Source organism: Acinetobacter sp. YH12251 (assembly GCF_013417465.1).
GTDB classification, from domain to species: Bacteria; Pseudomonadota; Gammaproteobacteria; order Pseudomonadales; family Moraxellaceae; genus Acinetobacter; species Acinetobacter amyesii.
Genome location: NZ_VPDZ01000002.1, coordinates 227,675 through 251,693, shown reverse-complemented (window position 1 = coordinate 251,693; position 24,019 = coordinate 227,675). Strand labels below are relative to the sequence as shown.

Annotated in this window: 27 protein-coding genes and 1 pseudogene; 2 read left to right on the top strand and 26 right to left on the bottom strand. The window is 42.4% G+C overall.

What is annotated here, in order from left to right; genetic code table 11:
- Nucleotides 1-162 precede the first annotated feature (162 nt).
- Both FTV27_RS01980 and FTV27_RS01975 read left to right on the top strand, forming a co-directional pair.
- Entirely contained in the window at nucleotides 163-2,676 is a 2,514-nt protein-coding gene (locus tag FTV27_RS01980) for an acyl-CoA dehydrogenase (RefSeq protein WP_180076921.1), read from the top strand.
- Between the two features lie 159 nt (nucleotides 2,677-2,835).
- A pseudogene (locus FTV27_RS01975) lies at nucleotides 2,836-2,958 on the top strand (4-carboxymuconolactone decarboxylase); the annotation flags it as partial.
- Between the two features lie 173 nt (nucleotides 2,959-3,131).
- Here FTV27_RS01975 and FTV27_RS01970 read toward each other — a convergent pair.
- The 26 genes from FTV27_RS01970 to FTV27_RS01845 all read right to left on the bottom strand — a co-directional run bounded on the left by FTV27_RS01970 (nucleotide 3,132) and on the right by FTV27_RS01845 (nucleotide 24,015).
- Complete coding sequence (locus FTV27_RS01970) at nucleotides 3,132-3,905, bottom strand: N-acetylmuramoyl-L-alanine amidase (RefSeq protein WP_180076920.1); 774 nt, start codon at nucleotides 3,903-3,905, stop codon at nucleotides 3,132-3,134.
- Entirely contained in the window at nucleotides 3,902-4,459 is a 558-nt protein-coding gene (locus FTV27_RS01965) for a hypothetical protein (RefSeq protein ID WP_180076919.1), read from the bottom strand. The genes FTV27_RS01970 and FTV27_RS01965 overlap by 4 nt, the downstream gene beginning before the upstream one ends.
- A 42-nt stretch (nucleotides 4,460-4,501) precedes the next feature.
- Nucleotides 4,502-5,503 (bottom strand): hypothetical protein, encoded by a 1,002-nt coding sequence (locus FTV27_RS01960; RefSeq protein ID WP_180076918.1) that lies wholly within the window; start codon nucleotides 5,501-5,503, stop codon nucleotides 4,502-4,504.
- 4 nt (nucleotides 5,504-5,507) lie between these two features.
- A complete protein-coding gene (locus FTV27_RS01955) occupies nucleotides 5,508-8,309 on the bottom strand; it encodes a phage tail protein (RefSeq protein ID WP_180076917.1) in 2,802 nt (933 codons plus the stop codon).
- On the bottom strand, nucleotides 8,275-8,496 hold the full coding sequence (locus FTV27_RS01950) for a hypothetical protein (protein WP_180076916.1): 222 nt from the start codon (nucleotides 8,494-8,496) through the stop codon (nucleotides 8,275-8,277). The genes FTV27_RS01955 and FTV27_RS01950 overlap by 35 nt, the downstream gene beginning before the upstream one ends.
- Complete coding sequence (locus tag FTV27_RS01945) at nucleotides 8,493-8,708, bottom strand: hypothetical protein (RefSeq protein ID WP_218949492.1); 216 nt, start codon at nucleotides 8,706-8,708, stop codon at nucleotides 8,493-8,495. Before FTV27_RS01945 ends, FTV27_RS01950 begins: the two co-directional genes overlap by 4 nt.
- 2 nt (nucleotides 8,709-8,710) lie before the next feature.
- The gene (locus FTV27_RS01940) at nucleotides 8,711-9,811 is read right to left on the bottom strand and encodes a phage BR0599 family protein (RefSeq protein ID WP_180076915.1); all 1,101 of its coding nucleotides are present in this window, start codon (nucleotides 9,809-9,811) and stop codon (nucleotides 8,711-8,713) included.
- Complete coding sequence (locus tag FTV27_RS01935) at nucleotides 9,808-10,950, bottom strand: hypothetical protein (RefSeq protein ID WP_180076914.1); 1,143 nt, start codon at nucleotides 10,948-10,950, stop codon at nucleotides 9,808-9,810. The genes FTV27_RS01940 and FTV27_RS01935 overlap by 4 nt, the downstream gene beginning before the upstream one ends.
- A 64-nt stretch (nucleotides 10,951-11,014) precedes the next feature.
- On the bottom strand, nucleotides 11,015-11,440 hold the full coding sequence (locus tag FTV27_RS01930) for a hypothetical protein (RefSeq protein ID WP_180004830.1): 426 nt from the start codon (nucleotides 11,438-11,440) through the stop codon (nucleotides 11,015-11,017).
- 9 nt (nucleotides 11,441-11,449) lie between these two features.
- Entirely contained in the window at nucleotides 11,450-11,779 is a 330-nt protein-coding gene (locus tag FTV27_RS01925; RefSeq protein WP_257229955.1) for a hypothetical protein, read from the bottom strand.
- A 187-nt stretch (nucleotides 11,780-11,966) separates the two neighbouring features.
- Entirely contained in the window at nucleotides 11,967-14,375 is a 2,409-nt protein-coding gene (locus tag FTV27_RS01920; protein WP_180076913.1) for a hypothetical protein, read from the bottom strand.
- Nucleotides 14,376-14,432: 57 nt separating this feature from the next.
- A complete protein-coding gene (locus FTV27_RS01915; protein ID WP_180076912.1) occupies nucleotides 14,433-14,867 on the bottom strand; it encodes a zinc ribbon domain-containing protein in 435 nt (144 codons plus the stop codon).
- A gap of 77 nt (nucleotides 14,868-14,944) precedes the next feature.
- The gene (locus FTV27_RS01910; protein WP_180076911.1) at nucleotides 14,945-15,610 is read right to left on the bottom strand and encodes a hypothetical protein; all 666 of its coding nucleotides are present in this window, start codon (nucleotides 15,608-15,610) and stop codon (nucleotides 14,945-14,947) included.
- A gap of 75 nt (nucleotides 15,611-15,685) precedes the next feature.
- The gene (locus FTV27_RS17310) at nucleotides 15,686-15,814 is read right to left on the bottom strand and encodes a hypothetical protein (protein ID WP_306669968.1); all 129 of its coding nucleotides are present in this window, start codon (nucleotides 15,812-15,814) and stop codon (nucleotides 15,686-15,688) included.
- An 89-nt stretch (nucleotides 15,815-15,903) separates the two neighbouring features.
- Nucleotides 15,904-16,347 carry a hypothetical protein gene (locus FTV27_RS01900; RefSeq protein WP_180076910.1) on the bottom strand — a complete coding sequence of 148 codons (444 nt, stop codon included), beginning with the start codon at nucleotides 16,345-16,347 and terminating at the stop codon, nucleotides 15,904-15,906.
- A gap of 3 nt (nucleotides 16,348-16,350) precedes the next feature.
- Nucleotides 16,351-16,833: a phage tail tube protein gene (locus FTV27_RS01895; RefSeq protein ID WP_180076909.1), complete on the bottom strand. Its 483-nt coding sequence runs from the start codon at nucleotides 16,831-16,833 to the stop codon at nucleotides 16,351-16,353.
- A gap of 88 nt (nucleotides 16,834-16,921) precedes the next feature.
- Nucleotides 16,922-17,440, bottom strand: coding sequence for a Rha family transcriptional regulator (locus tag FTV27_RS01890; protein WP_180076908.1), 519 nt, complete (start codon nucleotides 17,438-17,440; stop codon nucleotides 16,922-16,924).
- Nucleotides 17,441-17,563: 123 nt separating this feature from the next.
- Nucleotides 17,564-17,920 carry a DUF3168 domain-containing protein gene (locus FTV27_RS01885; RefSeq protein WP_180076907.1) on the bottom strand — a complete coding sequence of 119 codons (357 nt, stop codon included), beginning with the start codon at nucleotides 17,918-17,920 and terminating at the stop codon, nucleotides 17,564-17,566.
- Complete coding sequence (locus tag FTV27_RS01880) at nucleotides 17,917-18,372, bottom strand: HK97-gp10 family putative phage morphogenesis protein (RefSeq protein WP_180076906.1); 456 nt, start codon at nucleotides 18,370-18,372, stop codon at nucleotides 17,917-17,919. Before FTV27_RS01880 ends, FTV27_RS01885 begins: the two co-directional genes overlap by 4 nt.
- Nucleotides 18,373-18,379: 7 nt before the next feature.
- Nucleotides 18,380-18,709: a phage head closure protein gene (locus tag FTV27_RS01875; RefSeq protein WP_180076905.1), complete on the bottom strand. Its 330-nt coding sequence runs from the start codon at nucleotides 18,707-18,709 to the stop codon at nucleotides 18,380-18,382.
- Between the two features lies 1 nt (nucleotide 18,710).
- Entirely contained in the window at nucleotides 18,711-19,016 is a 306-nt protein-coding gene (locus FTV27_RS01870; protein WP_148826125.1) for a head-tail connector protein, read from the bottom strand.
- Nucleotides 19,013-19,195, bottom strand: a complete 183-nt coding sequence (locus FTV27_RS01865) for a hypothetical protein (RefSeq protein WP_180076904.1) — start codon at nucleotides 19,193-19,195, stop codon at nucleotides 19,013-19,015. The genes FTV27_RS01870 and FTV27_RS01865 overlap by 4 nt, the downstream gene beginning before the upstream one ends.
- Nucleotides 19,196-19,247: 52 nt before the next feature.
- Nucleotides 19,248-20,450 (bottom strand): phage major capsid protein, encoded by a 1,203-nt coding sequence (locus FTV27_RS01860; RefSeq protein ID WP_180076903.1) that lies wholly within the window; start codon nucleotides 20,448-20,450, stop codon nucleotides 19,248-19,250.
- Entirely contained in the window at nucleotides 20,443-21,102 is a 660-nt protein-coding gene (locus FTV27_RS01855) for an HK97 family phage prohead protease (RefSeq protein WP_180076902.1), read from the bottom strand. The genes FTV27_RS01860 and FTV27_RS01855 overlap by 8 nt, the downstream gene beginning before the upstream one ends.
- A complete protein-coding gene (locus FTV27_RS01850) occupies nucleotides 21,095-22,330 on the bottom strand; it encodes a phage portal protein (protein ID WP_180076901.1) in 1,236 nt (411 codons plus the stop codon). Before FTV27_RS01850 ends, FTV27_RS01855 begins: the two co-directional genes overlap by 8 nt.
- On the bottom strand, nucleotides 22,327-24,015 hold the full coding sequence (locus FTV27_RS01845) for a terminase large subunit (protein WP_180076900.1): 1,689 nt from the start codon (nucleotides 24,013-24,015) through the stop codon (nucleotides 22,327-22,329). The genes FTV27_RS01850 and FTV27_RS01845 overlap by 4 nt, the downstream gene beginning before the upstream one ends.
- Nucleotides 24,016-24,019: the final 4 nt, after the last annotated feature.

Genomic DNA, 24,019 nt, shown 5'->3' with positions numbered 1-24,019 from the left:
TATTCGCGCAATTGTCCAATCATACTCACTAGCCGAGTGATGCCATTTTGACAGTCTCATGCACTTTAAAATCAGAAAGACAAAAGATGAGATCATTTTTAAACGCATGTAGGCTGTTTTAAAAGCATAACGCTCTGGCCCTTGTCACTGGAGCCATAACAAATGCTATTTATACTCAGTGCCGTACTCTTTATTTTTGCTCTTTGGGCCGTTTTTTTCTTTGAACTTTCACGTGCTGTAGGCGCAATAACACTGATATTCGTTTCAATTGCACTCGCCTTTTTAAGCCCATGGTCATTAATACTTGGCATCCCTCTTATTGCTTTAAGTTTAATCGTGCTGATTGACCCACTGAGACTCAATCTGCTCACCAAACCTGCCTATAAAACCTTAGCAAATGCGATGCCGAGTATGAGTACTACGGAACGTGAAGCGTTGGATGCAGGAACAAGTTGGTGGGAAAAAGAGCTATTTATGGGCGCGCCTGATTGGAAAAAATTTGAGGCTTATCCCTATCCTCAGCTCAGTGCTGAAGAACAATCCTTCATTGATAATGAAGTCGAGCAACTTTGTAGCATGCTCAACGAATGGGATATTCACCATAAACATAAAGACCTCCCACCAGAAGCTTGGCAATTCATCAAAGATAATGGTTTCTTAGGATTGGTGATTCCAAAATCGTATGGAGGCCGTGAATTTAGTTCATTTGCACAAAGCCGTGTCATGAGCAAGATTGCATCCCGCTCACTGACTGCTGCAGTCAGTTGTATGGTGCCCAACTCGCTTGGACCAGGGGAATTGCTTCTACACTATGGTACCGAAGCACAAAAAGACCAATACCTCCCAGGCCTTGCCAAAGGTGAAGAAATTCCATGTTTTGGTCTCACTAGCCCTGAAGCAGGCTCAGATGCAGGCGCTATTCCTGATACAGGTGTCGTCTGTTATGGCACCTTTGAGGGACAACAAGTGCTCGGCTTAAACATGAACTTCTCTAAACGCTGGATTACCCTTGCACCAATTGCCACCGTCATTGGTCTGGCATTTAAACTATACGATCCAGATGGCTTATTGGGAGATAAAAATAAAACGGAATATGGCATCACCTGCGCCCTATTACCAGCAAGTCATGACGGTGTCATTACAGGCCCACGTCATAATCCAGGTTCACCATTTATGAATGGGACAGTAGAAGGCAAAGATGTCTTTATCCCCTTAGATTGGATCATTGGTGGAATTGAAAATGCCGGCAAAGGTTGGCGTATGCTAATGGAATGCTTAGCGGTTGGTCGAGGTATTTCACTCCCTGCATTGTCAACGGCAGCCGGTGAAATGGCATATTTAAATGTCGGTGCATTTGCCAAAGTTCGTCAGCAGTTTAAAATTTCTGTGGGTAATTTTGAAGGTGTACAAGAAGCTTCGAGTGATATCGCTTCAGATGCTTATATGCTTGAAGCATTTCGCTATTTGGTGACATGTGGTTTAAACCAAGGCGGCAAACCTGCTGTGATGACTGCAATGGCCAAATACTATGCCACTGAAACCATGCGTAAAGTAGTGAATCACGGCATGGACATCGTCGGTGGACGTGCCGTGCAAATGGGACCTCGTAATTTTTTAGCTTTGAATTATCAGGCCATTCCTGTGTCAATTACTGTCGAAGGTGCCAATATTCTCAGTCGCTCTCTGATGATTTTTGGACAAGGCTCAATGCGTTGCCATCCATATTTATTTGAAGAGCTACAATTACTCCAAGCCGAAGATAAAAAAACTGCACTTAACACATTCAATGAAATGCTCTTTAAGCACTTAGGCTATACCTTTAACCGAACTGCACGCGCCTTTGCTTATGCGTTCACTGGTGGCCCATCAGACTCACCAGCTTCAGCAGATGAATTTAGCCGCCCCTACTATAAAAAAATTAATCGCTTCAGCGCCGATTTCGCGCTGACTGCAGATATGTGTCTTGGCCTATTAGCCGGTGATATTAAACGTAAAGAAATGCTTTCGGGACGTTTGGCGGACATTCACTCTTATTTATTTATAGCAACGGCTATTCTTAAATATTATGAACAAGGTCAAAGAAGCGAAGCTGAAAAATTACATGCGCAGCTTGCATTAGATAAAGCTTTGTACAATGTTGAAGAAGCTTTCCATGGCTTATTTGACAACTTCCCAATGCGACTAGCAGCAAGCGTTGTAAAAATCATCTGCTTTCCGTTTGGACGAGTTGTTGCCAAACCGACAGACCGTTTAAAACGTGAAGTTGCCACTCAAATGATGCTAGACAATACTTTCCGCCAAGAACTGAAAAAGCACGTGTATTACAGCACCGCAGCAGATGAAGTTTCTGGTCGTATGGAAAATGCCTTTTTACAACTGTTGAAAATTGAACCGCTGTGGAACCAATTTAAAAAAGCTGAATCTAAAGGCCAATTCAAAGGTTTAACTTTTGAAGCACATATAGCCGATGCGATTGCACAAAAAGTCATTACAGTATCTGAAGCTGAACAGCTCAGTACGTATAACATTCAACGCTATGACAGCATGCTCACAGATGTTTTCGATATGCAACTCATCCACGAACTTGAGCTATCAAATCCACATTTAACCGTTGCACCAGAAGTGAAAAAGCAACAACACACCGATGATGAACCAGAAGCATTCCTGCGTTATTAATCAGCTTCTGCATCGCTTTTGAGCTTAATTTTTCTCAAAATAAAAGCCATTCCACTGTTAAACAATGGGATGGCTTTTTTATACGACCATCAGCCAATGGTATCGCAGAGTCAAAGGTATAGGCTGTACTGCAAAATTACATCACTGAGGGTTTGCTACATGTCACAACAAGATTATGAAAATGGCTTAAAAGTTCGTACTGAAGTTATGGGTGAAAGTTTCGTTAAACGTGCTCAAGACAATACCGTGCCATTTACTCAACCTTTGCAAGATTGGATTAATTAATTTTAAAAACAATGTAAAATCAACATTATAAAACCGTATATCGATTTTAAGGCGTAAATTTGGAGTAAATAAAGGCTCATCAAAGAGCCTTCACACATATCCCCACATTCACATTCGTTGTGATTGAATGAGCTGTGCAACCTGATAGCAGGATGCACGGTAATATAATTTTAATTACGCTTTTCATAGTCGATCAGCACTTCAGCCACAGCTTTTGCAGCCAGCCAGTAGCGCGCATTGAATCGGGTAAGTTCATCCTCATTCGAAATAAATCCAAGTTCAACAATCAAACCACCAGCATTGATAAATCCAAGTTTTCCACGGGCTGACTGTGATTGATCAATCCAGCCATTGTCACCACGTAATCGACTACCAAGAGCATCTGCTACGGCTTTGGATAACTTTTGAGCCAAGACCTTATCTTTTGGCAATGCAATCGTTTCTACCCCATTCGCTTGTCTTGAAGTCGCTGCATTCATGTGAAATTCGACTGCTACACTTGAGCCTTGGATTAATTTTACCGCAGCAGACAATGGATCGTTTTTAGTGCCAGTACCATCAGTTTTGACCTGCAATCCGGCTTCACGCAAATAATGAGTCACTGCATTGCGGAAATTGACGACCAGATCTGCTTCTTTATATTTGCCATTTACTGCACCCGGATCTGCATTGCTATGCCCTGCAGTAATTGTCACAAATTGATTTACATCGTGTAGTTCGGGCTGCTTTTTCAGACGTGCAAGCACCATAGCCACACCGACAAACATACCAACCCACTCTGCAATATTTTCAGGGATCTTATTTTTCAGCTCTTGTGGGATTACGTTCCACACACCTAAAAACTGCTCTGAAAATAAAATCAGGGCATAAAAAAAGGCGCTAATTGCACCTACTTGTACCGACTTGAGTTTCCAAGCCTGTTTCCAGTTATCAATCAATTTCATTTTTCCTCTCTCATATTTCGTTCATAAATTTTGTTGCGGATTTCTTCAACCGTTCTTAAGAGTTGGTCAGATTGTTTTTCAAGAACTTGGATGGATTGGCTATTTGCCATTGTCTGAGTGTTTACCGTGTCTGTCTTACTCGTTTGAGTATTCCAAGCGACGACGAATAGACCTGCTAAGAAAATGCCACCAAAGCGCACAAGATTAGTAATACTGTCGATCTTGGTCTTACTTTCATGTAGTACCCTAATCTGTGAATCCACCTCTTTAAATCTTGGTTCAACTTCATTTCTGAGCTGCTTAATCTCACTTTTGAAGTTTGACTTTGCTTGGTCTAAATCTTCTTGCAGATTGTCACGAGTTTGAGTTAAGTCATTGCGGGTCTGTTGATGCTCCTTATTGAGCTGCTCTAACTGCATATTCATACGGTCGAGCTTTTGTGGCATTTCAGCAAGCTTATCCATATTTTTTGATATGTCATTAATCTTGTCTGAGATGGCAATAAGCCGCCCTGCTGTTGCTACTGGTGGGTCAGATGAGTAGTCATTTGGCATTGCGCCCCCTAATTTTTGGCAATAAAAAAGCACCCGAAGGTGCTATAAAACTGGATATGCTTCGTGAATTGGTGGCTTCCACTCGTTGTTGTCTTGATCTACTCCGACAATTTGAACCAAATCATTAGGGCTTATTGGTTTTGAGAAACCATAAGACCCAAGACTATCTGTTATCGACTCATCAATCAGACATCCTGTTTTTTTATCGTATAATCTAACCTTTTTGTTTGCGGCTAGTGAGTTGTCTGGGTTCAATAGAGTTCCAGCAATATTGTATAACACGGGACTGCTTGGAGGTAAGTCTCCATTAGTTCCGATTGCTAGACTATCAACTACACGACCCTCAATCCAACTCGATAAAGCCAAACCGATATACCCCTCCGATGGTAAGCTAGTAGTATTGTAATCAATACCCCATGTTGTCGGCTCTGTCACATCGCTCATCCACGATTTTACTTTAATGTTATTTCCAACAACTTTTATTCTTAAATTAAAAAAGTAACGATGTCTACTGCTTTCTGCGCTAATGTCGAGGTATGTTCCGCTTGTTGTCGCTGCGTTTGATGACGTATACCCAGCGGAATATAAGCGCATTGTGCGTGCAACAACTAAGTCTGTATGCGCAACATTGCCACCTGTAAATACAACACCACCCTTACTAAAGTCTATAGTTGCAGTTGAATCATATTCGACTGATGGCAAGCGAAATGCAAAACCAAAACCACCGCTATAATCCGATATTTGCCCCCACTGAGCCATTCTTGAAGCTCGTCCTGATATTAACGCTTCAAAATCTCTGACTTTTTGCTTTAAAAGAAAACGTATTTGGGTTTTTGAGTTATTGTCTGCGGCAACCCCAGCATTATTAATTGGATTTAACTGCAAACACTTTTTATTGCGCAGGTAGTCAAAAATTGTATCTGCCGATAACATTTCAAAGTCTGTTCTATCGTCTCCTGCTTTCACAATAAAATCAGAAAACTCATAATTATTCTCAAGTTTAAATGGCTCAACCGAGCCAAAATCATAAAAATATTGAGCCATTTTTTTACTCCTCGAATTTTAATACGACATTATTGCCGATTGGTCTAGTGTAAGGTTCTGTAAATTTCAGTTGATTAACCGCTGATTCAACTACAAAGTCATGTACAAATTTTTTCATGCACTCATACCCATCTCTAGTTGAAATAATTTCAAGTCGAACATTGAGCGCTGTAAATTCATCTTGATCAATAATGATCGAATTCAGCTCTGTTGTTTTTGAAACAAGCAAAACATTACTTGTACTATATAGATTAACTATATATGACACTCCCGCTTCGACTGTTGTATCTGAGTCATACCAACCAAGCGGGGTACCACCTGTCTGCTGTAATCGATTCCGATGTGACCAAGATAGATTAATGTTTCCACGCACTAAAGATGGCCAATACTCACCGTTAATTTTCACGTTGGCTGGTGGGTACGGGCGATATGCTTCACCACTCAATGTGATTGAATGTGTAGTAGCCAGCGCAGCCGAAAGCTGCGCGGAGCTAGTATTTGTCAGTGCTTTCACATTCACGATTTCACCCGCGTAGTAGTCAGTATTGTCTACGGCCAGCCATTGATCGCAGAAATAAAGCCGGGCTTCAGCAGCATGTACTGCAGGCTGAGTACCAAGCACACCGCGTTTCACTGTGACTGTATTTACAACAAGATCAATCGCCGTAACAGCAAGCTTTTCGTCATCAAGCAATAACCATTCATTTAGTTCAATCAAATCAAGATCTGTGCTGTCTTTAATTGAAAGTACTGTCTGCGTGCGGTCAATGCCTGCATTTAATAGTGCAGATGGACAATAGTCCAATGTTGCTTTTGTGCTGTAGCCGCCTTGCCCTGTTTGCATATCTGCATTTGTTGAATTGCGCTGATGCCGCGCTGCAATCACCGCAACTTTTGAAAGTGTTGGGTCTGCATCAAGATCTGCATTCACTTCTGATTCGCTTGAGAGCTGTACAGCATCAAAATACGGTAACTCAATTACACGCACAGTCGGATTATCTAGCGGCGGCTGATTCATTGGGTTTTCAGTTGGTGGCACATATGGTGCCAATGAATTCATTGGTGTGCTAAATACATCCTCAATCGCTTCAATTTTCACACTAAGATCGTGTGCATCTCCGTAATCGATTGCCTTAACACGCATGATTGAGCCCACAACACCATGAACACCCCAATTCCATGTAAATGCATCACCAACTGACAGCTTGCGGCCAAAATCGGGATGCACTTCATTCAATGTGACCACTTTCAGCGGACTTGAAAGCGCATGCAAATCACGCTCTGCCGCACGATATGCGGTGGCTGCATTGGTAAAGCCATCGTATTCAACAGGCTTATTCACTAAACCGTTTTGCGCAATACGCGCAGGATCTTGTGCGGTTGATGTCGCATTTTTACCGGTTTCTTTATTCCAGTATGTCACAGTGATTTGGTTTACTTGCTCTGCTGCAGTACGAATTTCGTAATCTGAAATTGAGCGCACATTGGACTCATCTAACACAACCAAAGATTCTGCTTCATAGTCATCGCGAATCAGTTTTAGCGTCCATTTATTTGTTTTTTTATCAACAAAACAAGACGCATCAATGTGCTCGCAAATCAGATTAATAATGTTTTGAATCTGCCCCTCATCATCAAAAACAATGCTCATATACATGTCTTCAATTTTTAAGACACGCCAAGCTTCAAGGAATGAATCTTTATCAAGCATTGATTCGGGTTGACCTAATCCCCACTGGGCATTTGTGATGCAGAGCCATAACATATCAGCGGGGTTCATATCTGGCTCACCAGTGCGAATACCAAACCACGCCTCTTCATTAATTAATGCAGACCCGTCATCCGTCCAAATCCACGGACACAATAATCCGCCGCCTAGCTTGACATCTTCACGTACCCAATTGTCTTCCGGTGTATTGTCTAAACTTGACAAAGCAATATGGTGCGGCAAGTCAGCATTGTTAGAGTTAGCAATAAACTGAGTGTATAAACAAAAATGCTTAACTGCGTTGAAGTGGCTCTGCGCTGTTGCTGTATGCGATGCTGTAACATCCTCCCCATCTGCAATAATGACAAATGTATTGCGCGTCGCTTCTGCGTTTTTAGAAAAAAATGAATACCCTGTGCTCATCATTTCTGTAAATGAATTGCCACTCACCTGGTCTTTATATGCAATAAAATCCCCAAATTCACCCGCATCACTGACCTGAAAATCAATAAAATCTTTATAGGTCACAGTTGCGTCAAATGCGATAATGCGAACATTTAAAACACAGTTGTAGTAAGTTTCTTTAAAAAAAACTAAGGTATTAACAATGCTTGAAAGTGTATTCTTTAAGCGCACAAAGTCTTGCATTGATAGTGATTTTGAGCAGTCAAAAGCAAATACAAAATTTGAAGGAACATTGGTGATATTAGAGTTAATGCCGCCAACATGTGAAATGCGGTATTTCCAGTCTTTCATGTAGTTTTGATTGCCAATATAACCTTGCTTCCAAACAAAAGAACTGACGCCACGGTACGCCGGCACATTGCCCACGCCTAAGACCGACTCAAGGTATGGATCAGGCTGCTGATCTGGTGTGCCGATGTAATAGTTGAAATTGCCTGCAACACCACCACCAGAGTCATCACCACCAAACAAGTGAGGCTTTGAAATTCTACTAGATTCATTACCCACCCCGCCGTACCATGCTTCTTTGTCTTCCACCCAGATTCTGCGTAGATAAGCACCCGCATGTGCAAGCACAGCATGAAATCCGACAGAATATTTATACCCGACCGTTTGCTTCTTTCCGCTGCCCATTTTCTTCCGCCTTCGCTATCTCTACGACTCTTAAAGCCATCACATCGTTTGTATCAATCAATTTTTGCGCTTCGATTCCATTCGCTAGAAAGTCCTGCCAATCCCAATTTCTGGCATTAAAAAAGGGCTTAACGCCCTCTTTTCTGCAATACCCAGCTGCTCGCATATGTCGAATATAAATTCTCATTTCTTAATCGCCTGACTTTTTTGATCACCAAACCACACGACGCTACCCTTCACATCGCGTGTACCCAGCACCACTTTATTAGTCACACCCTCTTCGGCAGTAGTAACTTCTACATCTTGTGCTGACATCTTGTTTTGCTGACTGCGCATCATTGCAAAGCTAACGATCAGCGAGACAACCATGGCTACTACTGCATAAATCAGTAAATTCATCGCTAAATCACCTGTCGCTCAAGTGGGTTGTCGGTCGGCACAAAAGGGAAGCCGCCATAATTCGGCATATTGCCGTAGGCCTTGCATGCAGTTGGGGTACGCATACAACCCGGATAAAGTGTCACATACGGAATCGCATCCTTTGCTGTCTGCAATTCGGTCTCAGCTAAAGAAAGCGCTGCGGTTTTGCCTGAAACTACCGTTTCGGCTTGCAGTTTTTCTGCTTGCGCCAGTGTCAATGTATCCACTAAATCCTGATAATTTGGATCATCTGGATTAGCCAGATCGACTGCGGCTTGTGCATCAATTTCAGCTTGTGTTTTGATTGCTAAATCTGCTTGTGCGTCAACCAATTCAGTTTGAGCTGTATCAAAAGCCAATTGTTTTTCATCAATGGTTGCAAACAAAGCTGCAAGCTGAACATCTTCGATCACATATTTAGAGAAGCTGTCATAACGGCGCTTCAGAATCAGCGAATTCTGCTTGCTTTCATCAATAGTGATTAAGACACCGGTTGGATCTTCAATCATTCCAATCTTGAAGTAATTGTCTGCGTACAACTCAAGATCACGCAGCACAACACTCAACTTATCAATGCTTTTGATCGTAGTTTTTACCGCATAATCATCTTTATTCAGTCGACACTCATCACTGAATACGCGATACGGACACGGCCCTTGAATTTTACGTGTAACAGCATTTCGACCAACTTTTGTGTATTCAGTTTCAAACTGCAGCGTAATACCGTCACTTTTTGGCTTTACTTTGACTAAGCGGCCCGACCAGAACTGATTAAATTGCGTGCCTTCATACGCAAACATTTCAACAGTCGTCAACTCTTCAAGTTCAGAGCGTGAGAGATTTTGTGCAAGCTCTGACTGTAAAGAAAATTCAATATCCATGACTTCTTTTTCAAGTGTTGTGCCTGATTTGTGCCGACCACGCTTGATGACATGCGGCTCAAATGAATAGCCCAGGTGTTCAATAAATGCATCACCATTGGTATAAGCACGAACCACAGCACCGGTTTTAAAAAGATAAAGCTCACGTCGGGCAATCGTTTCGCGACCATTGCCCAGCACTCGCTTAAAAAATTGCATCATGGCTCTATCTCCAAAATTGAAACTGAAGATTCAGTGATATTTCCGCCCTTGTACTGAATATCAGTAGAATCGTTATTTAGGCGATGTAGGCCCAAATAACAGATCATATGAATGCTTGCCGCAGGCTTATTCAGAGCTGGTGAAATGGTCAGTCTTGTATTAACACCATTTCTTACCGCAGCTGTGATTGTGTGTGCAGTCCAAATGTCATTTGCTTTAATCGCAATATGCTTGCGGTGCGTAGCAAATTCCAAATATTGGTTTGACTCAACATCCAGCACAGCAGCTATGTTGCCAGTGCTTTTTACGTAGAAGTTTCGTTCAAAGGTCGGCATCCAATACGGCCTAAACATTCCCAGTCGGCGAAACAAGAACTGGCGATATTCATACAGCTCAGCTTGCGTTTTCATCACTGAGCGCATCGGCTTGCCATATTTTGCATGCAGCCAATTCGTATGCTGATCAATTGGTCCAAGGCCAAAATCAACAACTGTCTGGTGCTGCAACACAGTGACATTCAGCGAATCCCCTTCAAGAAGAAGACGTTTAAAATATATATCGTTACCCAGAAACTGCGCTGGCGCCGGAGAATTTTTATAAGGAGCATCCAGCACCTGAAATTGCAGTTTAGGCTGACTCCAAACCGCATTGATCGGTGCTGAAACGTCGCCCAACAAAAAGCCCACTCGAAGTGGGCATATTGTGAAGTTTTGCAGGTCTATGGATTGATGCAACTTGAGCCCATCGCTACGTACTTCTTGAATCTCAACTACAATCCGTTCGCTACCTTTTTTGATTAAAGCCAATGAATCAGGCCGATAATCATAAATTCCAGTATTACAGGCAATAAAATCACCCGATGCGGCGGGTATGCGCTGCCATTCTATGTCCACTGGCACAGCCCACTTTGAGCGCAAACCACCATACAAAACATTGAAATTCTGAGCCATGGCTTTTCTTAATGCCACATAATCGATATTGAGCAACTGGGCTGCAGTTTCACGCAACGCGGTGCGCTGCTCTGTGCCGTTGTGAGATTCAAACATATATGTACTGAAAGACAGTGACTCTGATGAACCTACAAGGGTGCATTCAGTGAGCAATACAAGTTCGCCAAAAAGTGTTGTTTGGATTTTCATATTGATCTCAAAATTTAGGTATTAAAAAACCGCCCAAAAAGACGGTTTTTATCTACTTGACTGTTTAGCAATGCGAATGTCTTGCATTTAGTGTTTTTCTAGCCTCATGCACAACTTTATTCATGTAGGCACTGCGGCTACTTGTATTTTGCTGAAACAATGCTGGTTCAATTTGCTTCTGAATATTTTTGTCTAATGTTTCAAACACATGAACAAATACATCCTCCCCATCTACAACAACCATATTTTTTTTTGGATAAATTTCAAGAACATGTTCTTTTTTATCCGCACTAGTAATGTAACTAACAAACTCTTCATTTTTAAGTAATGATTCAATGTATAAAGCCTCAGCTTGCTTTCGGCTCTTATACATCCTTCTACTAGTTAAAATTGACACAATTGCGAGACCAATCATCACGCCTGTTAGGATAGACATAATAATGCCTAGCAGGTCAGTATTTTGAGCGATAGATAGTAGAATATTTTCCATAAATCCCCCTTACTTTTGACCTAAAATCTTAAACGGCTGCAAGTCAACAACATGTCTATTATATCTTTCAATAATATGCGGAATAACAATCACTGCTAAAGCAATTTTTGATATCAGCATTGTATCAACTTGGAACTGATAAGTATTTTGGATTAATGTTACGCCATAAAGCATTGAGAAAATAATCCCAATCACAATACAAATAATAGCAATAATTGAATTTGTTGAAGATGCACCTATAGTCATTGCATAGATAGCAATAGTGATAGTAAGAGAACTCTTGGTTAATATCCCTGTGATTAACCACTCAACCACCAATGGTAGCAACGGTAGTGACATATGCACAATCAAGCACAGCAAGAACGCTGTCCAAGCATCATTAATTCCAGGGAATCTCTTAGCCATTGAAAATAATATAAGCAAAATTCAGAGCGAATGATACATACATTTACTTATATTTTATACATTTAGCTAAAAATTATTTATCCTGAGCCGCGAATATAGGGAGAAGCCCACAAAAGCGGGCTTACGCAATACCAAGCGCGGCCTTAAAGTCAGACGGATTCGCTTTAATCAAATTGAGTACTGTTTGCCCTCCAACTGGACTGCGGATGTACCCACCTACAAGGTCATCACGGTCAACCTGATTGATGATTGTGAGTTGCTGACCTTGAGCTGGAGCAGCTTGTGTCTGTTTATCGTTCAAGTAGTTAGTCAAATCCTTATTTTGTTGAGGGTTCAACACACGTTCACCACCGTCTAGCAGCCAAGTACCCTCTTTCGGAATGTTATCGATACCGTTATGAGCCATACCAACCGGACTCAACGCTGAAACCGCAGCCTGAAGCAAACCTGTTTCCATAGTTGCCATTGCGACAGCAGGCAAGTTATATGGAAACGGTGCTGATGCCCAAGCTGCCGAAATAGCTTGATAACTATTTAACGCTGTAGAAAACAGTGCAAAGCCTTTTTGAACTCCACCAAGTATTGCGTATGCTGCACTAGAAGAGTCAACTAGACCCATCATCATGCCTGCGAAGTCAGCACCATATTGGGAACCGTAAGACATCTGCATGGTCAAACGCTGCTGTTGATACTCCTCTTCTGTCAGTAGCATGTGTTTACGTGCTTCTGCTAAAAGATCCATATCTTCTTGGTATGGCGATTTATCCAAGCCCATCATGGACTTGTAATCACCCCACACCTGCTCACGCTCAGCATTCGACTCCAGGCCCTGATTAAAGTTCGCCTCTTTAACAAGACTTTGCTTCATTTCAGGTGAATATTCAGCAGTATTGAGAATCTCTTCTCGTATTAATGTGTAATATTCTTTGGCGTAGTCAGCAGCAGATATCCAGTGGCGCTTAGCTTCAAGGAGTTGTTTTGATTGAGCTATCCGCAATTTATCAGTTTCAATCTTATACATCTCGTTCAGCGCTTGGATTTTTCCATCTCGCTGTTCTTTAGTGAGCTTCGCATCAGCCATTACTTCCTGATGACGTATATTGAACGAGTATTCAAGCTTTCTTTTTGCGGTTAATTTGTGTTCAGACACCTCAAAACCTATCTGCATTTCTGCAAGTTTCTTTTCTTGCTCAAATCGTGCCTCAGCCATAGAGATATATTCAGACATGCCATTTTTGCGTAGTCGCTTAATCTCTTTTTCTAGTTCGATTTCTTTTTGCAGAGGCCCACTTGCATAGTCGTAAATAATTCGCTGTTGCTCTTCTAGAATTCGATTTAGGTCTGCGTTTGCCTTTGTATTTGCTTTGGCTGATTTTGTGGCTTTGTTTTGTTTGTCTACCAATTCACCAAGCCCAGCATTTACACCTTTTGTATTTGATCCCAGTTGCCGTACTGCTGCTAATTGTCTAGCGGTAGATGAGGCAGATCCTCTTGTAATTTTATCTATACGATCCGCCGATGCGATCATAGTTGCGTCCAAATCAGCAATCATTGCATCTTGAATTGATTGCGTTTGACTAATATTGCCAGTCAAAATCGCTTGACCAGTTGCCATTAAGCCGCCAATCACCTTTCCAACCAGCTGTACCGCAGTAGCAGCACCAATTGCTACCTTCGCAACATACCGCAGTCCATCTGCAACAGTATCAGCAACATCAGAAAATTGCGCCCCCTGCTCAGATCCACTAAAAAAGGCATCTGCAATATCAACAAAGGCAGGAATAACAGCTTGCATAAGTTGATTTTTAGCACCTTGCAGCTGTAGATCAAGCAAATAAACCTGCTCTTTAAGAATTGCAGCAGACTTAATTGTGCTATCACTCATAATTAGACCGGCACGATCTGCTGCATCAGCATAGAGATCCATACCTTCACCACCATTCATAAGCAATGGGATGAGATCAGTCATGTCTGAAGCCATTGACTCCAGATAGAATGACATTTGCTGTTGAGTTACCCCTGCCTCCTCAAGCTTATCAACATAGAGTTGAAGCGCCTCTGGCCCAGAGAGTTTTTGCATCTTCAAAATCAACTTTTCAGCTGCTTCTGCCGATCCCTCGGTTTTAACCGCAATTTGCTCAAAAAAATCAACACCACCGCCTGCACCTATGGTTGTAAGTTCTCCTAATTTCTCATTAAAGTCTTTCATCATGTCAGAAAGCTTTTCTTGCTCAATGCCGTATGCTTGAGCACCAACTGCCATTCGCTGAAAATCTTGTGTGGTGGTATTAGCGCGAAATGCAAATTTCTCTAACTCAACTGCTTGCTGTGCGGTCGCATAAGCCATGCCAGCTAAAGCAGTTACAGCACTTGCACCAACGGTCGCTAGAGCGGTTCCGTATGTATTTACATGCTTTCGCATATTCTCAAAACTAATTTTGACTTGTTTTTCACTATCCTGAATAGGGCCTATAAAGTTACCAATCTTGGCAACCAAATCTAATGTCAACGCTCCAAGCTTGGTACTCATATAAAACCTCAGACAATAAAAAAGCACCCTACTGGGTGCTTTGTATGCTTAATATTTTTAACTGCAATGTTTTTTCCAAAGGATATCCATTTCTTTTTTGGAAATAGTATGCCCTTCTAAATCAACAATATCTTTTACTGATACAAACCTTCTTGCTCCAACGTAACCACCAAAGCTGTTTTTAGAATTAACGGTGCCGCAATTTTCATTTAGGAATTCAAATTTAGCTGAATCTGGATCTTTTAAAACCTCTGAAATAGCGCGCATTGTAGATGCTTTAGCTCGTAACGCCTTCTGTTCAACACTCAACTCTACAGGCTCGCTTGTTGTTTTATCCGAGTACATCCAAATGAGAGCTGCCAGCCCCAACATTACAACGCAAATCCAAGTTAACACACTGGTTTTCTTTGGTTGCTTCGCCCCACAACGTGGACAACTTTCCGCCTTGTCGCTTACTGGTGATCCACATTCTTTACAAGGCTTAATGCCCATACCCCACCCCAAATTATTAATTTAGGACAAGATACTAATTTTACGGCCAAAAAGAAACCGCCCGAAGGCGGCTTACTTTAGAAGTTGTATCGAATACCAGCTTTGTAGGTCATGCCGTCAATATCTAAGTCTGAGCTATTTCCAGAAACACACAACCCATCTATACACGCCTCTGCATCCTCATTAATAAGCCACTTGTAGCCCACATTCCCAAAAACATCTAGATTATTGTTAACTTTATGCCCCAACTCAAAGTGAATTGGTAGGGTTACATAAGTAAGATCTATTGATACATTGGCGTCAAAATCAGCATCGTAAGCGCTCTCATCTAGCCACGCATACCCAATGCCAGCACCAACCGCAGCATAGTTGTTTTGATTTTCTAAGACCTTATACTGCAACCCAACCGATATTTCGTGAAAATCCATATCCGATGCATTTTGAAATGCATATTCTGCATAAACATCCGTTTTTTGAGTGATATCTGCAGATGCATTCAAAAAGAAGCCATTAAATGTTTCATCACCGCCGAATTCATTTGAACCAATTTTAGAACCCGCATAACCACCTGCAAGTGACATCTGCCCATTAAATCCGACACCACTGGTGGTTGATTTGTTGTACGTGGTTTCTGCTTTTGAACCCATAGGTAATGGCTCGCCGGATTGAAGAATTATTGCTCGATCAGCCAAAGCAAGTGATGAAATTAAAGATAATGTTCCGATTGCTAATAATTTTTTCATACTACCCCCTTAAAAGTAAGGTGATAAACTACTCAATTATTTAAAAAAAGTCTACACAGTTAATAAAAGGCCGACCTAAGCCAGCCCCTTCATCATCATCTCATCTACCGTCAAAATTTCATCTTCAGGCTGGTCTTCGTGCGGCATAAAAGAAACTGCTTTAATATCTTTGGCACCTTTAGATGCCAAGTATGTTGCCGCCAAATTTCCAAAACCCTGCTCGATTCTGCGGCCAACAAATAAGGAGCCTCGCTTGATACGATAAGCCCACCAGATCGCAAATTCCTCCGCACTTATTCGGGCTTTTGCTTCTTCGATTGTTCTTCCACCAATGCCGTTGATAACGAGCTCACACCAGAACTCTTCTGATTTAAAATCCACTTCTTTCCCATGAAATCATTTACCGCATCAACTACTTCATTCATTGCAGCAATAATTTCAGAGTTCACCAGGCCTGTATCCTCGATGGTCGGGAAGAACTTTTCATCTTCAGATACGTAAACAGCAGCAAATAAGATTGCTTTTGAGTATTGATCAACTGTAGCTTCATTTTTGTCCTTCAAGCCCCAAGCGTTAATTGCTTCAACACACTCCTGATGGGAAAGGCGTTTAATCAGGATTTCACCCTCAAAAGCTTCACCATTCATGCCGACAAAACTAATTGTTCGTTCAACCAGCACCCCAACCCCCGCCGCTTTGCGGACAGAGGCAAGTGTTAATTTATTTTTTTTAGCCATGTTTTAAGGTCCTACAGGTGGGATTGTGCGCATTACTTCGTTAATACCTGAAGTGCGCTTGAGTGGGTAGTTGTAACCAACGAATTGAGATTTTTCGAAAGTACGATCTGGAGTTTTAAGATAACCCTCCCAAACCCACCACATGCGAGTTGTTGGAGTAGAGACAACATCACTTACAACAGTTGGTGCGTCGGTTGAATGGCTAGAACCTAAATACCACATCACTTTTTTACGAGGATCTGACTTAGATAGCGCCAACAATTTAAGATGCGAATCGTTTTCGTCATCAAAATCTGTATCCAATGTGCCTTCGCCTGGTGTTTTCTTGCCCGGATCGAAGTTATCTTCCTCATCATCAAGGCAAGTAACATCGATATCTTCTTCGGTATCTGTGCCAAGTGTTAAGTTTTTTGCACATTGGACAGCAATAATCTCTGTGCCATCGAAGTAATACAACTGTGATTTTTGAACTTTAATACGCGCCATGAGTAGCTACTCCTCAATTTTTTGGCATAAAAAAACCACCTTTCGGTGGCATTGGTTTGAAAATAATTAACCCCACACTTGGCGGGGTTTAATCATCAAAAAGCGGCAAACACGGTTGCATTAACTTCTCGACTTCCTCGATTGCGCTAATCAATGTGTCTCTCTTTTTGCGATAACTTCCGAGAATATGACCTGCTAGACTTGCATCTGCTTTCTCTAAGTCAAGTTGCAGATTCAATTTATTGTGAATAGTAGCGTGTGCTTGATGTTGATTACTTAAATACTCTTTGGTTCTAAAGAACGCTTGCACCAAAGCACATTTAAAATCGACAACTCGCTCAGTGTTTCGCATTAATGTCATCAGGAAGGTCGCCTGTTGTTCATTCAGCAAGGCTATACGTCTGGTCTGAACACCACCATCAGTTTCAAAGGGTCGCATTTCAAATGCCACCCTTCCAAATTTGTTGAAGTGATGTATGTGTGTTTTGATTAACTGCATCACGGCTTTATGGTTGGCTTTGGAACCGTCTGCTATATGAAGTGATGTTGTTAAGGCCTTGTCGCCCTCAGCAATTACAATTTCATCCGTAGTCATTATGTTTGTCATGTCTTGCTCCTGATGCTCAATTAATAAAAGCAATCCACCCGAGCATCAATCAATGTGGTGAAATGCTTTGTAAATTTCAGGCATAAAAAAGCACCCGATTGGGTGCCTGTTAGTTGAAAATGTTTATCTTTGTGACCACCAATTCATATCCCAGCCACGCCCATGCAATTTGGTTTCAGCATCAATGCTGTCAGGATGCTTTCCGTTGTAATAAAACCCTGCTTGCTCTAAAACTATTCGGGCTTTTAAACGCAAATCTTCCGCTTCCTTGGGATTGGAATGCCAAATCACCATTTGATATGTGTCATTTTCATCGATCGCACCACAATCAATAGTGTTTTCAGGTTCTGAGCCTATGCCTTGAAAAACCAAATATGGAACCTCTGTGCCAATGTCTGCTTGGTCTAAAAAGATTCGATCTCCGAATTTTGATGCTAAATAGGTATTGGCTTTAATCGTTTTGGCAATTGGAGCTGTCATCTTGCGAGTTCCTTATCTAATTCAACACTGAAAACCTGTGAGAATTTATCAGTCACTTTTTGGATATTATTGCTCATTGCGGGGCGCATGAATGGGACTCCCATTGAGTTGGCTGTAGGAAATTCTTTAAATCGCCAATGGCGTGTATCACCTCCACTCAAATTAGGTGGTACTGGATTGCTAAATGAAGCACCGCCACGCACACCAACACGCATTACGATTTCATTTGAATTGCGCGATTTACCGCCTGAAACAGCAATATTTTTCCAAATCTTCTCTACTGTTTCAGGATCATCGATCGCCTTAGCATTTACTCGCGCTGCATCGCGGACAATATTCATTGCTTGGCGTGCTGCTTTGCGTGCTATGCGCTTGGCTGCCTTACTGCTCGTCAATAACTTGAGCTTTCGATTTAGCTCATCAATGCCATGTATCTGCACATCAAGTGACATAAGCACCTCACATAGTTGAAAGCAAGAACGTCACCGACTCATAACCTGTATTTGTATCTTCAAGCGCTTGACTATCAATAGCGTAGGTTTTGCCTTTGTAAATCACGCGCATGGTCGTGTCGATATCTTCTCGATAGCGGATCTTTACACGTGCGACGACTTTGGAATTACTAGCCTGTGCGGCAATTAGGTCCTTACCCGATAAATGGGTGACTTTAGCCCACAAAGGCATGTAATCAACCCACTGTTCAGGGATTGGATAGCCATCTTCATCACGACCTGATGTGAGTTTTTGAACTGTGATTCTATGGCGGAGTTCGCCAGCATTCTGTGACAAATCACACCCCCATATTCCGGTAAGGCTGGATTAAGGACCAGTACCCTAAAGGCAATTCAATCGTTGCCTGAGTGGTGGCTTCCCGATTGGCATAAAGGTGTGCAACAAAGAGAAGCCGAGCAGCATCTAAAGCCTTGTTATCAACCAGATCATTTTCATTTACTCGCTCAGCCTCAGTTGCGATAACTTTGCGGTCTAAATGTGCTTGGATTTGCTCATTGGCAGCATCGATATATGCTTGTATCAAAGTATCTTCATCATCATGATCTACACGACAATGCAACTTAGCTTTTGCAAGATCAATCATTCTGGTTTGGCCTGTTTTGCTGTGGTTTTGGTTGTTTTAGGTTTTGGCTCTTCAATAGATTCAACTAAAACACCCTTATCAACTAAGTGTTTCACATCCGCTGGATTTGCTGTGCGCTTATCACCAGTCTGGTAATACTTATCACCATAGTGCTCACGCTTAACATCGTACTCAGTCATGACTATCTCCTAAAAATAAGGGCCAGCAATTTGGCCCTTATTGGATTCTGGATTAACCGCCCGAAACTGCTGGGGCAATATCACCATAGATGAATGCTTCTGGACGATAAACCGCCAATGCCAGACGCTCTTCCGCAAGAATGGTCACTAAGTTCTTAACGAAATCATCTTCGTTCTCAGTTGCCACCTCTACACGAGACTGCCAGCGGTCAAAGATTTGAGCACCCATTGAGAAGGCACCAGTCAGGAATTTACCCGCAGCAATCGCCTGTGTTTCTGCAACCGGAAGACCCCACAGAGTCGGGTTTAAGTTGCCTTGTGGATTGCCAATGATGTACTGACCAGATGTGTCTTTCAGGGTTTCAATTGCAGCCCAATCAATCGGGTTTAGCACATGACCGCTTGCAGGGTATTCAGCAAGAATTGCCTGAAGCATTGCGAAGCGCAGGGTGTCGATTTTGCTTTCTGCGGTGGTTGATACTCCTACAGGGCGAACATACGGAGTTGCTTGTGGAATAATACCAAGCAAGTTTTGACCAGTGCCGTCACCATTCAGGATCTGCTGCTCTTCTTTGAAAGCAAGGCCATAACGTAAGCGACCATCGATATAAGACTGCAATTGCGATGCATCATCAAGAATCTGGCGCGATGCCTTCATGTAGTGAGCAATAACTTTTGCAGTAGTCGATTTAAGATCGAACTTAATATCTGATTGTGGTTTTTTAGCACCTTCAGCCACCATATCAGCAGCATTCACAAAACCAGTTTCTTGAACGTACTCAAGCGCGTTACCGTCCATGCGACCCTGCATCAACAGGTCACGGATTGTGAGCTTGCGATCAGGCGGTGCAATAATGCCTGGAATGCGGGTAGTCTGAACCAGATCACCAGCCGAGCCAGCAGCATCAGTTACTGCTGATGTGATAGTGGCTTTAATTTCAAGGTTTGCTTTACCGCGCTGTCCAGCTGAACCAACCAGTGATTTAAACTGATCAGATTCCACAAATTGGCGGCCAAGAGATTTAACCTCTTCATTACCTTCATGCGGACGACGGGCAGCTTTCTGCTCAACTTCATCCACGCGAGCTTTTAACTCATTCAGCTTGGTAATCGCTTCATCCGCTGCCTGTTTAGCACCTTCTGCAATTTTATCGCCATGTTCACGCTTGCCTTTGAAGTCTTCAGCAATGCCTTTGACTTCATCGACTTGTTTTTTAAACTCTTGAGCGAGTTGTTCTAAATTTTGATCAGTCATTTTGACTTCCTTTTAAAATATTAAGAGCATTTGAAATTGATTTCGCTTGGAATTTTTCATCTTCAGACTCGCTCAAAAGATGGCGCAAACCCTTGCCAGCGATTGCAGTGGCTTGCGTTTTAGAAAAGCCTGACTCTCTCAGGAACTTTTCAAATTCAGGTAAAGTTGGCAATTCGCCTTCTTCTAATTTGGATTTCACAGAAGTAATGAGGCTTTCTTCATTGGCAGGCATGGTCACAATTGAAATCTCGCCTAGGTCGAGCTCGATTAACTCTCGGATACCGTTGGTTTGTTGGTTGGCCTTCTTGGTTTTGTAACCAATACTTAAACCATCAATGGCACCAGCTTTTAGCAACGCATGCGTAGATTTTGCTCTTGGCACATCATCAATTAGCAATCGACCTTCAACAAAAAGCCCTTTTTCATCTTCATAGATGCTTGTGTACACTCCGATTGGTTCACCATCGTTGTGATTCCACAAAACAGGGGGCATCTTGTTTTTCTCAGCCCATTTTTCTAAAGATTTAGCAAATGCCCCCGGAAGAATTACGTCGTTGTACCAGTCAACATTGCCAAAAACCGCACCATAGCCCGAAAAAAAACCGTCCTCTTGGACGGCTTTTATCTTTAAATTAAAACTCTTTCTAATCATTCTTTTCACCTTTATCGGTGCCTAATGGAACCATTTGCATTTGAACCATCAACTGATCTGCAGTAGGGTCATCTGCTTTTGGCATATCCTCAAGCTCTCGCACTTCATTGCGGGTATATAGACCGTTCTGAGTCATCTTCACGTAGAAGTCGGCTCTTGCTGTGTTGTTTGCACGTAATAAGCCATCAACCGCAAATTTAGGGCGGTATTTGTATTTATCTTGAGGCAGCAGTAATTTTCGAGCGATTGTTTGCTCATATCGAACCAATTGCGGATTCAATGAGTAAGTGAGAAAGCCCTGGTTGGTTTGCTCAAGGCTTGATGCCCATGAGCTGGCTTTGTTTGTGTGGCCAATTAACTGAGGTGGAACACCAAAAGCCCGACATATTTCCTCAATGCCAAAATAACGACTTTCAAGAAGCTGAGCATCAACTGGATTGATTCGAATATTTGAAGCACTGGCGACTTTCATGCCTGCTTCAAGCACCATATATTTGCCAGCATTCTCAGGTCGACTGAACATAGAAAGGCTTTCTCGCAAAGAATGGCGCTGCTCTTTGGTTAGCGTTGTTTCTCCACTCTCAAGAAATCCACCAACTTTCAAACCATTCTTGAACCAGTCCTGCGCCTGATTATTAGCATCAAACTGCATACCAATGGTTTGAGCAAAAAACTGAATCGCTGACAGTCCCACATATCCATCCAAGGTAAAGCCCTTAAAATGCAGAATCTCATCATCGGTATAGATCTTAACTTTGCCGTTTTCCGTGTAATGGTATTCAAAGCTTCCATCTTTCAGGCGCTTTTTAACCATTTCACTAGGAAACAATGGTTCTAAAGAAATAACACTGCGATTATTGCGGCGAGCAATATAACTGTATGCATTACCCCATAAATCCAGACACGCTGACTGAATCTGCCAAAATTCACTGGCGCACATGTCTGCATTGGGTGAGTCGTGCAAGATTCGGTATAGTTCGTGGTCTTTGGCAATCTTTTTTTCAGTGTCGTATAGGTGAAGTGGCAAGGTTGAAATGGTTTCAGCACGTAGTTTTACACATGCCCAAACTGCCGATAACTTCAGAGAGGTTTCGGGATTGACCACTGCACCACCAGAAGACATATAGCTATCTACTGGATAGGAGGAATCCCCTTTCTTTAATTGAGTTTTTCCAGTCAATCGTGACCAGAAGCGAGACCAGAATCCCGTGTCTTGTAAGTCGCTCATGCTATCACGATGTCCTCTAAATATCCGTCAATGTCATAGTTTTTAACTTCCGGTGCCAGACTCATAAGTGCCACCGCGTTAAACGTAGCAATCAATGGATCGATCTTCCCAACACCTGACTCCTGTTTGCTGATCATCATGCCGTTTCCTTTTACGACAGCACGCGCATTCCCAACACACCAAGTCATTAAGCCTTGTCCGGCATGGTAAAGATTTCCTTCAGCAAGTTTTCGTTCTGTAGTGAGGATATAACCCATCAACTTAAAGCCTTGAGCTACTGCAATAAGCTTATCTTCAGGAATGCCTGCATCAAGTAGGCCATCTAAAAGACCACCCAAACCAAGAGGATCGAGTCCAATTTTGTCGAGCTTGCCTGAGTCAAAGCATTTCTTTGCAATGGCGGCTAGTTGGTCAATGTCATCACCGATACGCTCAACAATGGTCAGGCTTTTTTCCTTTTCATAGTCAGCGTACTTGGGCGCATTTTCCTTGCGTCTTTCAACCGCAGTTTTATTGCACCAGGCATGATTCCAAAGCCACCATTTACGGCTTTTGTTATGCCGACCAAGTACAGCAAAGCCGAGCAAGTCGTCAAGGCCACCGCCATCAATACCGCAGGTAATAACGTCTGATTGCTCGATCAGTTTATCCAAGGTAAATTCTTTGGATTGCTGCAGCCAATATTCAGCACCAGCCCAGCGGTTGGCACGTAGGTTTAGGCCAATTGGTACGTTTAAGTGTTTTGCAAGAAAGTCACGCAGCGATTCTTCGCCAGCATCCTTGACCTTCTCAAACTCGTTAATCAGGTAATCAAGATCAACCGATGCACCCAAGTTTGGATTGGTGACATAGAAGTTTTCAGGTTTTAAGTGCTCACCTGCCTCAAGCATCCACTCAGGAAACTCGTAAATCAGCGGCAAGAACTGAGGATTGACTTTTACACCGTCCCGAATATCCCGGGCATAGTCCAGCAGCTGCTTAAATACACCGCATGGCGTTTCATCTGACATGGTAGACAGATAAATCACACAACCTTCGGGCCGTGATGCAAGGCCACCCTTTGCTTCACGAAACATAGATTCAGCACGCGGTCTTTTACCAAATACCCAAATCTCATCGATCAGGATAATTGATGCCTTTTTACCAGCAGCCGCATCACTCTCAGCAGCAATCACTTTTAGAGTCGCATTGGTACCCAAGTGAGTGACTGTTTTGGTGTGCTCTGAAATATTAAACATCTCCTGAAGCTCAGGATCTGCTTTGATAAAGTCTCGGATTGGGTTGAATGAATTATCGGCAACTTCTTTTGTTGGTGCCAGAATGATGAGCTCAGCCGACATACGATCATTTAAGATCAAGGCCACCATCATTACTCCAGCCGCAATCGTCGACTTGGTGTTTTTCTTGGAGATCAGCAGGAAGAATTCACGGATTAACCGCTTCTTCTGCACCGGATCGTAGGCACCAAAGATTGCCCGGACAAATTCAATTACCCAATCGAGTGTGACTTCACCCATTTTTGGGCTGCCCATCACATCGACCAGGATTAATTCTTTAAAAATCCGCTCTGCTACGTCCGCCACTTCTGGGAAAAGCGGTTCACATGGCATGAGTGACTTTTTAGCGACAATACGTTCCTCCCAATTGGGACACGCTGTGGACCAATCAGGTGTTTTCGTATTCATAAAA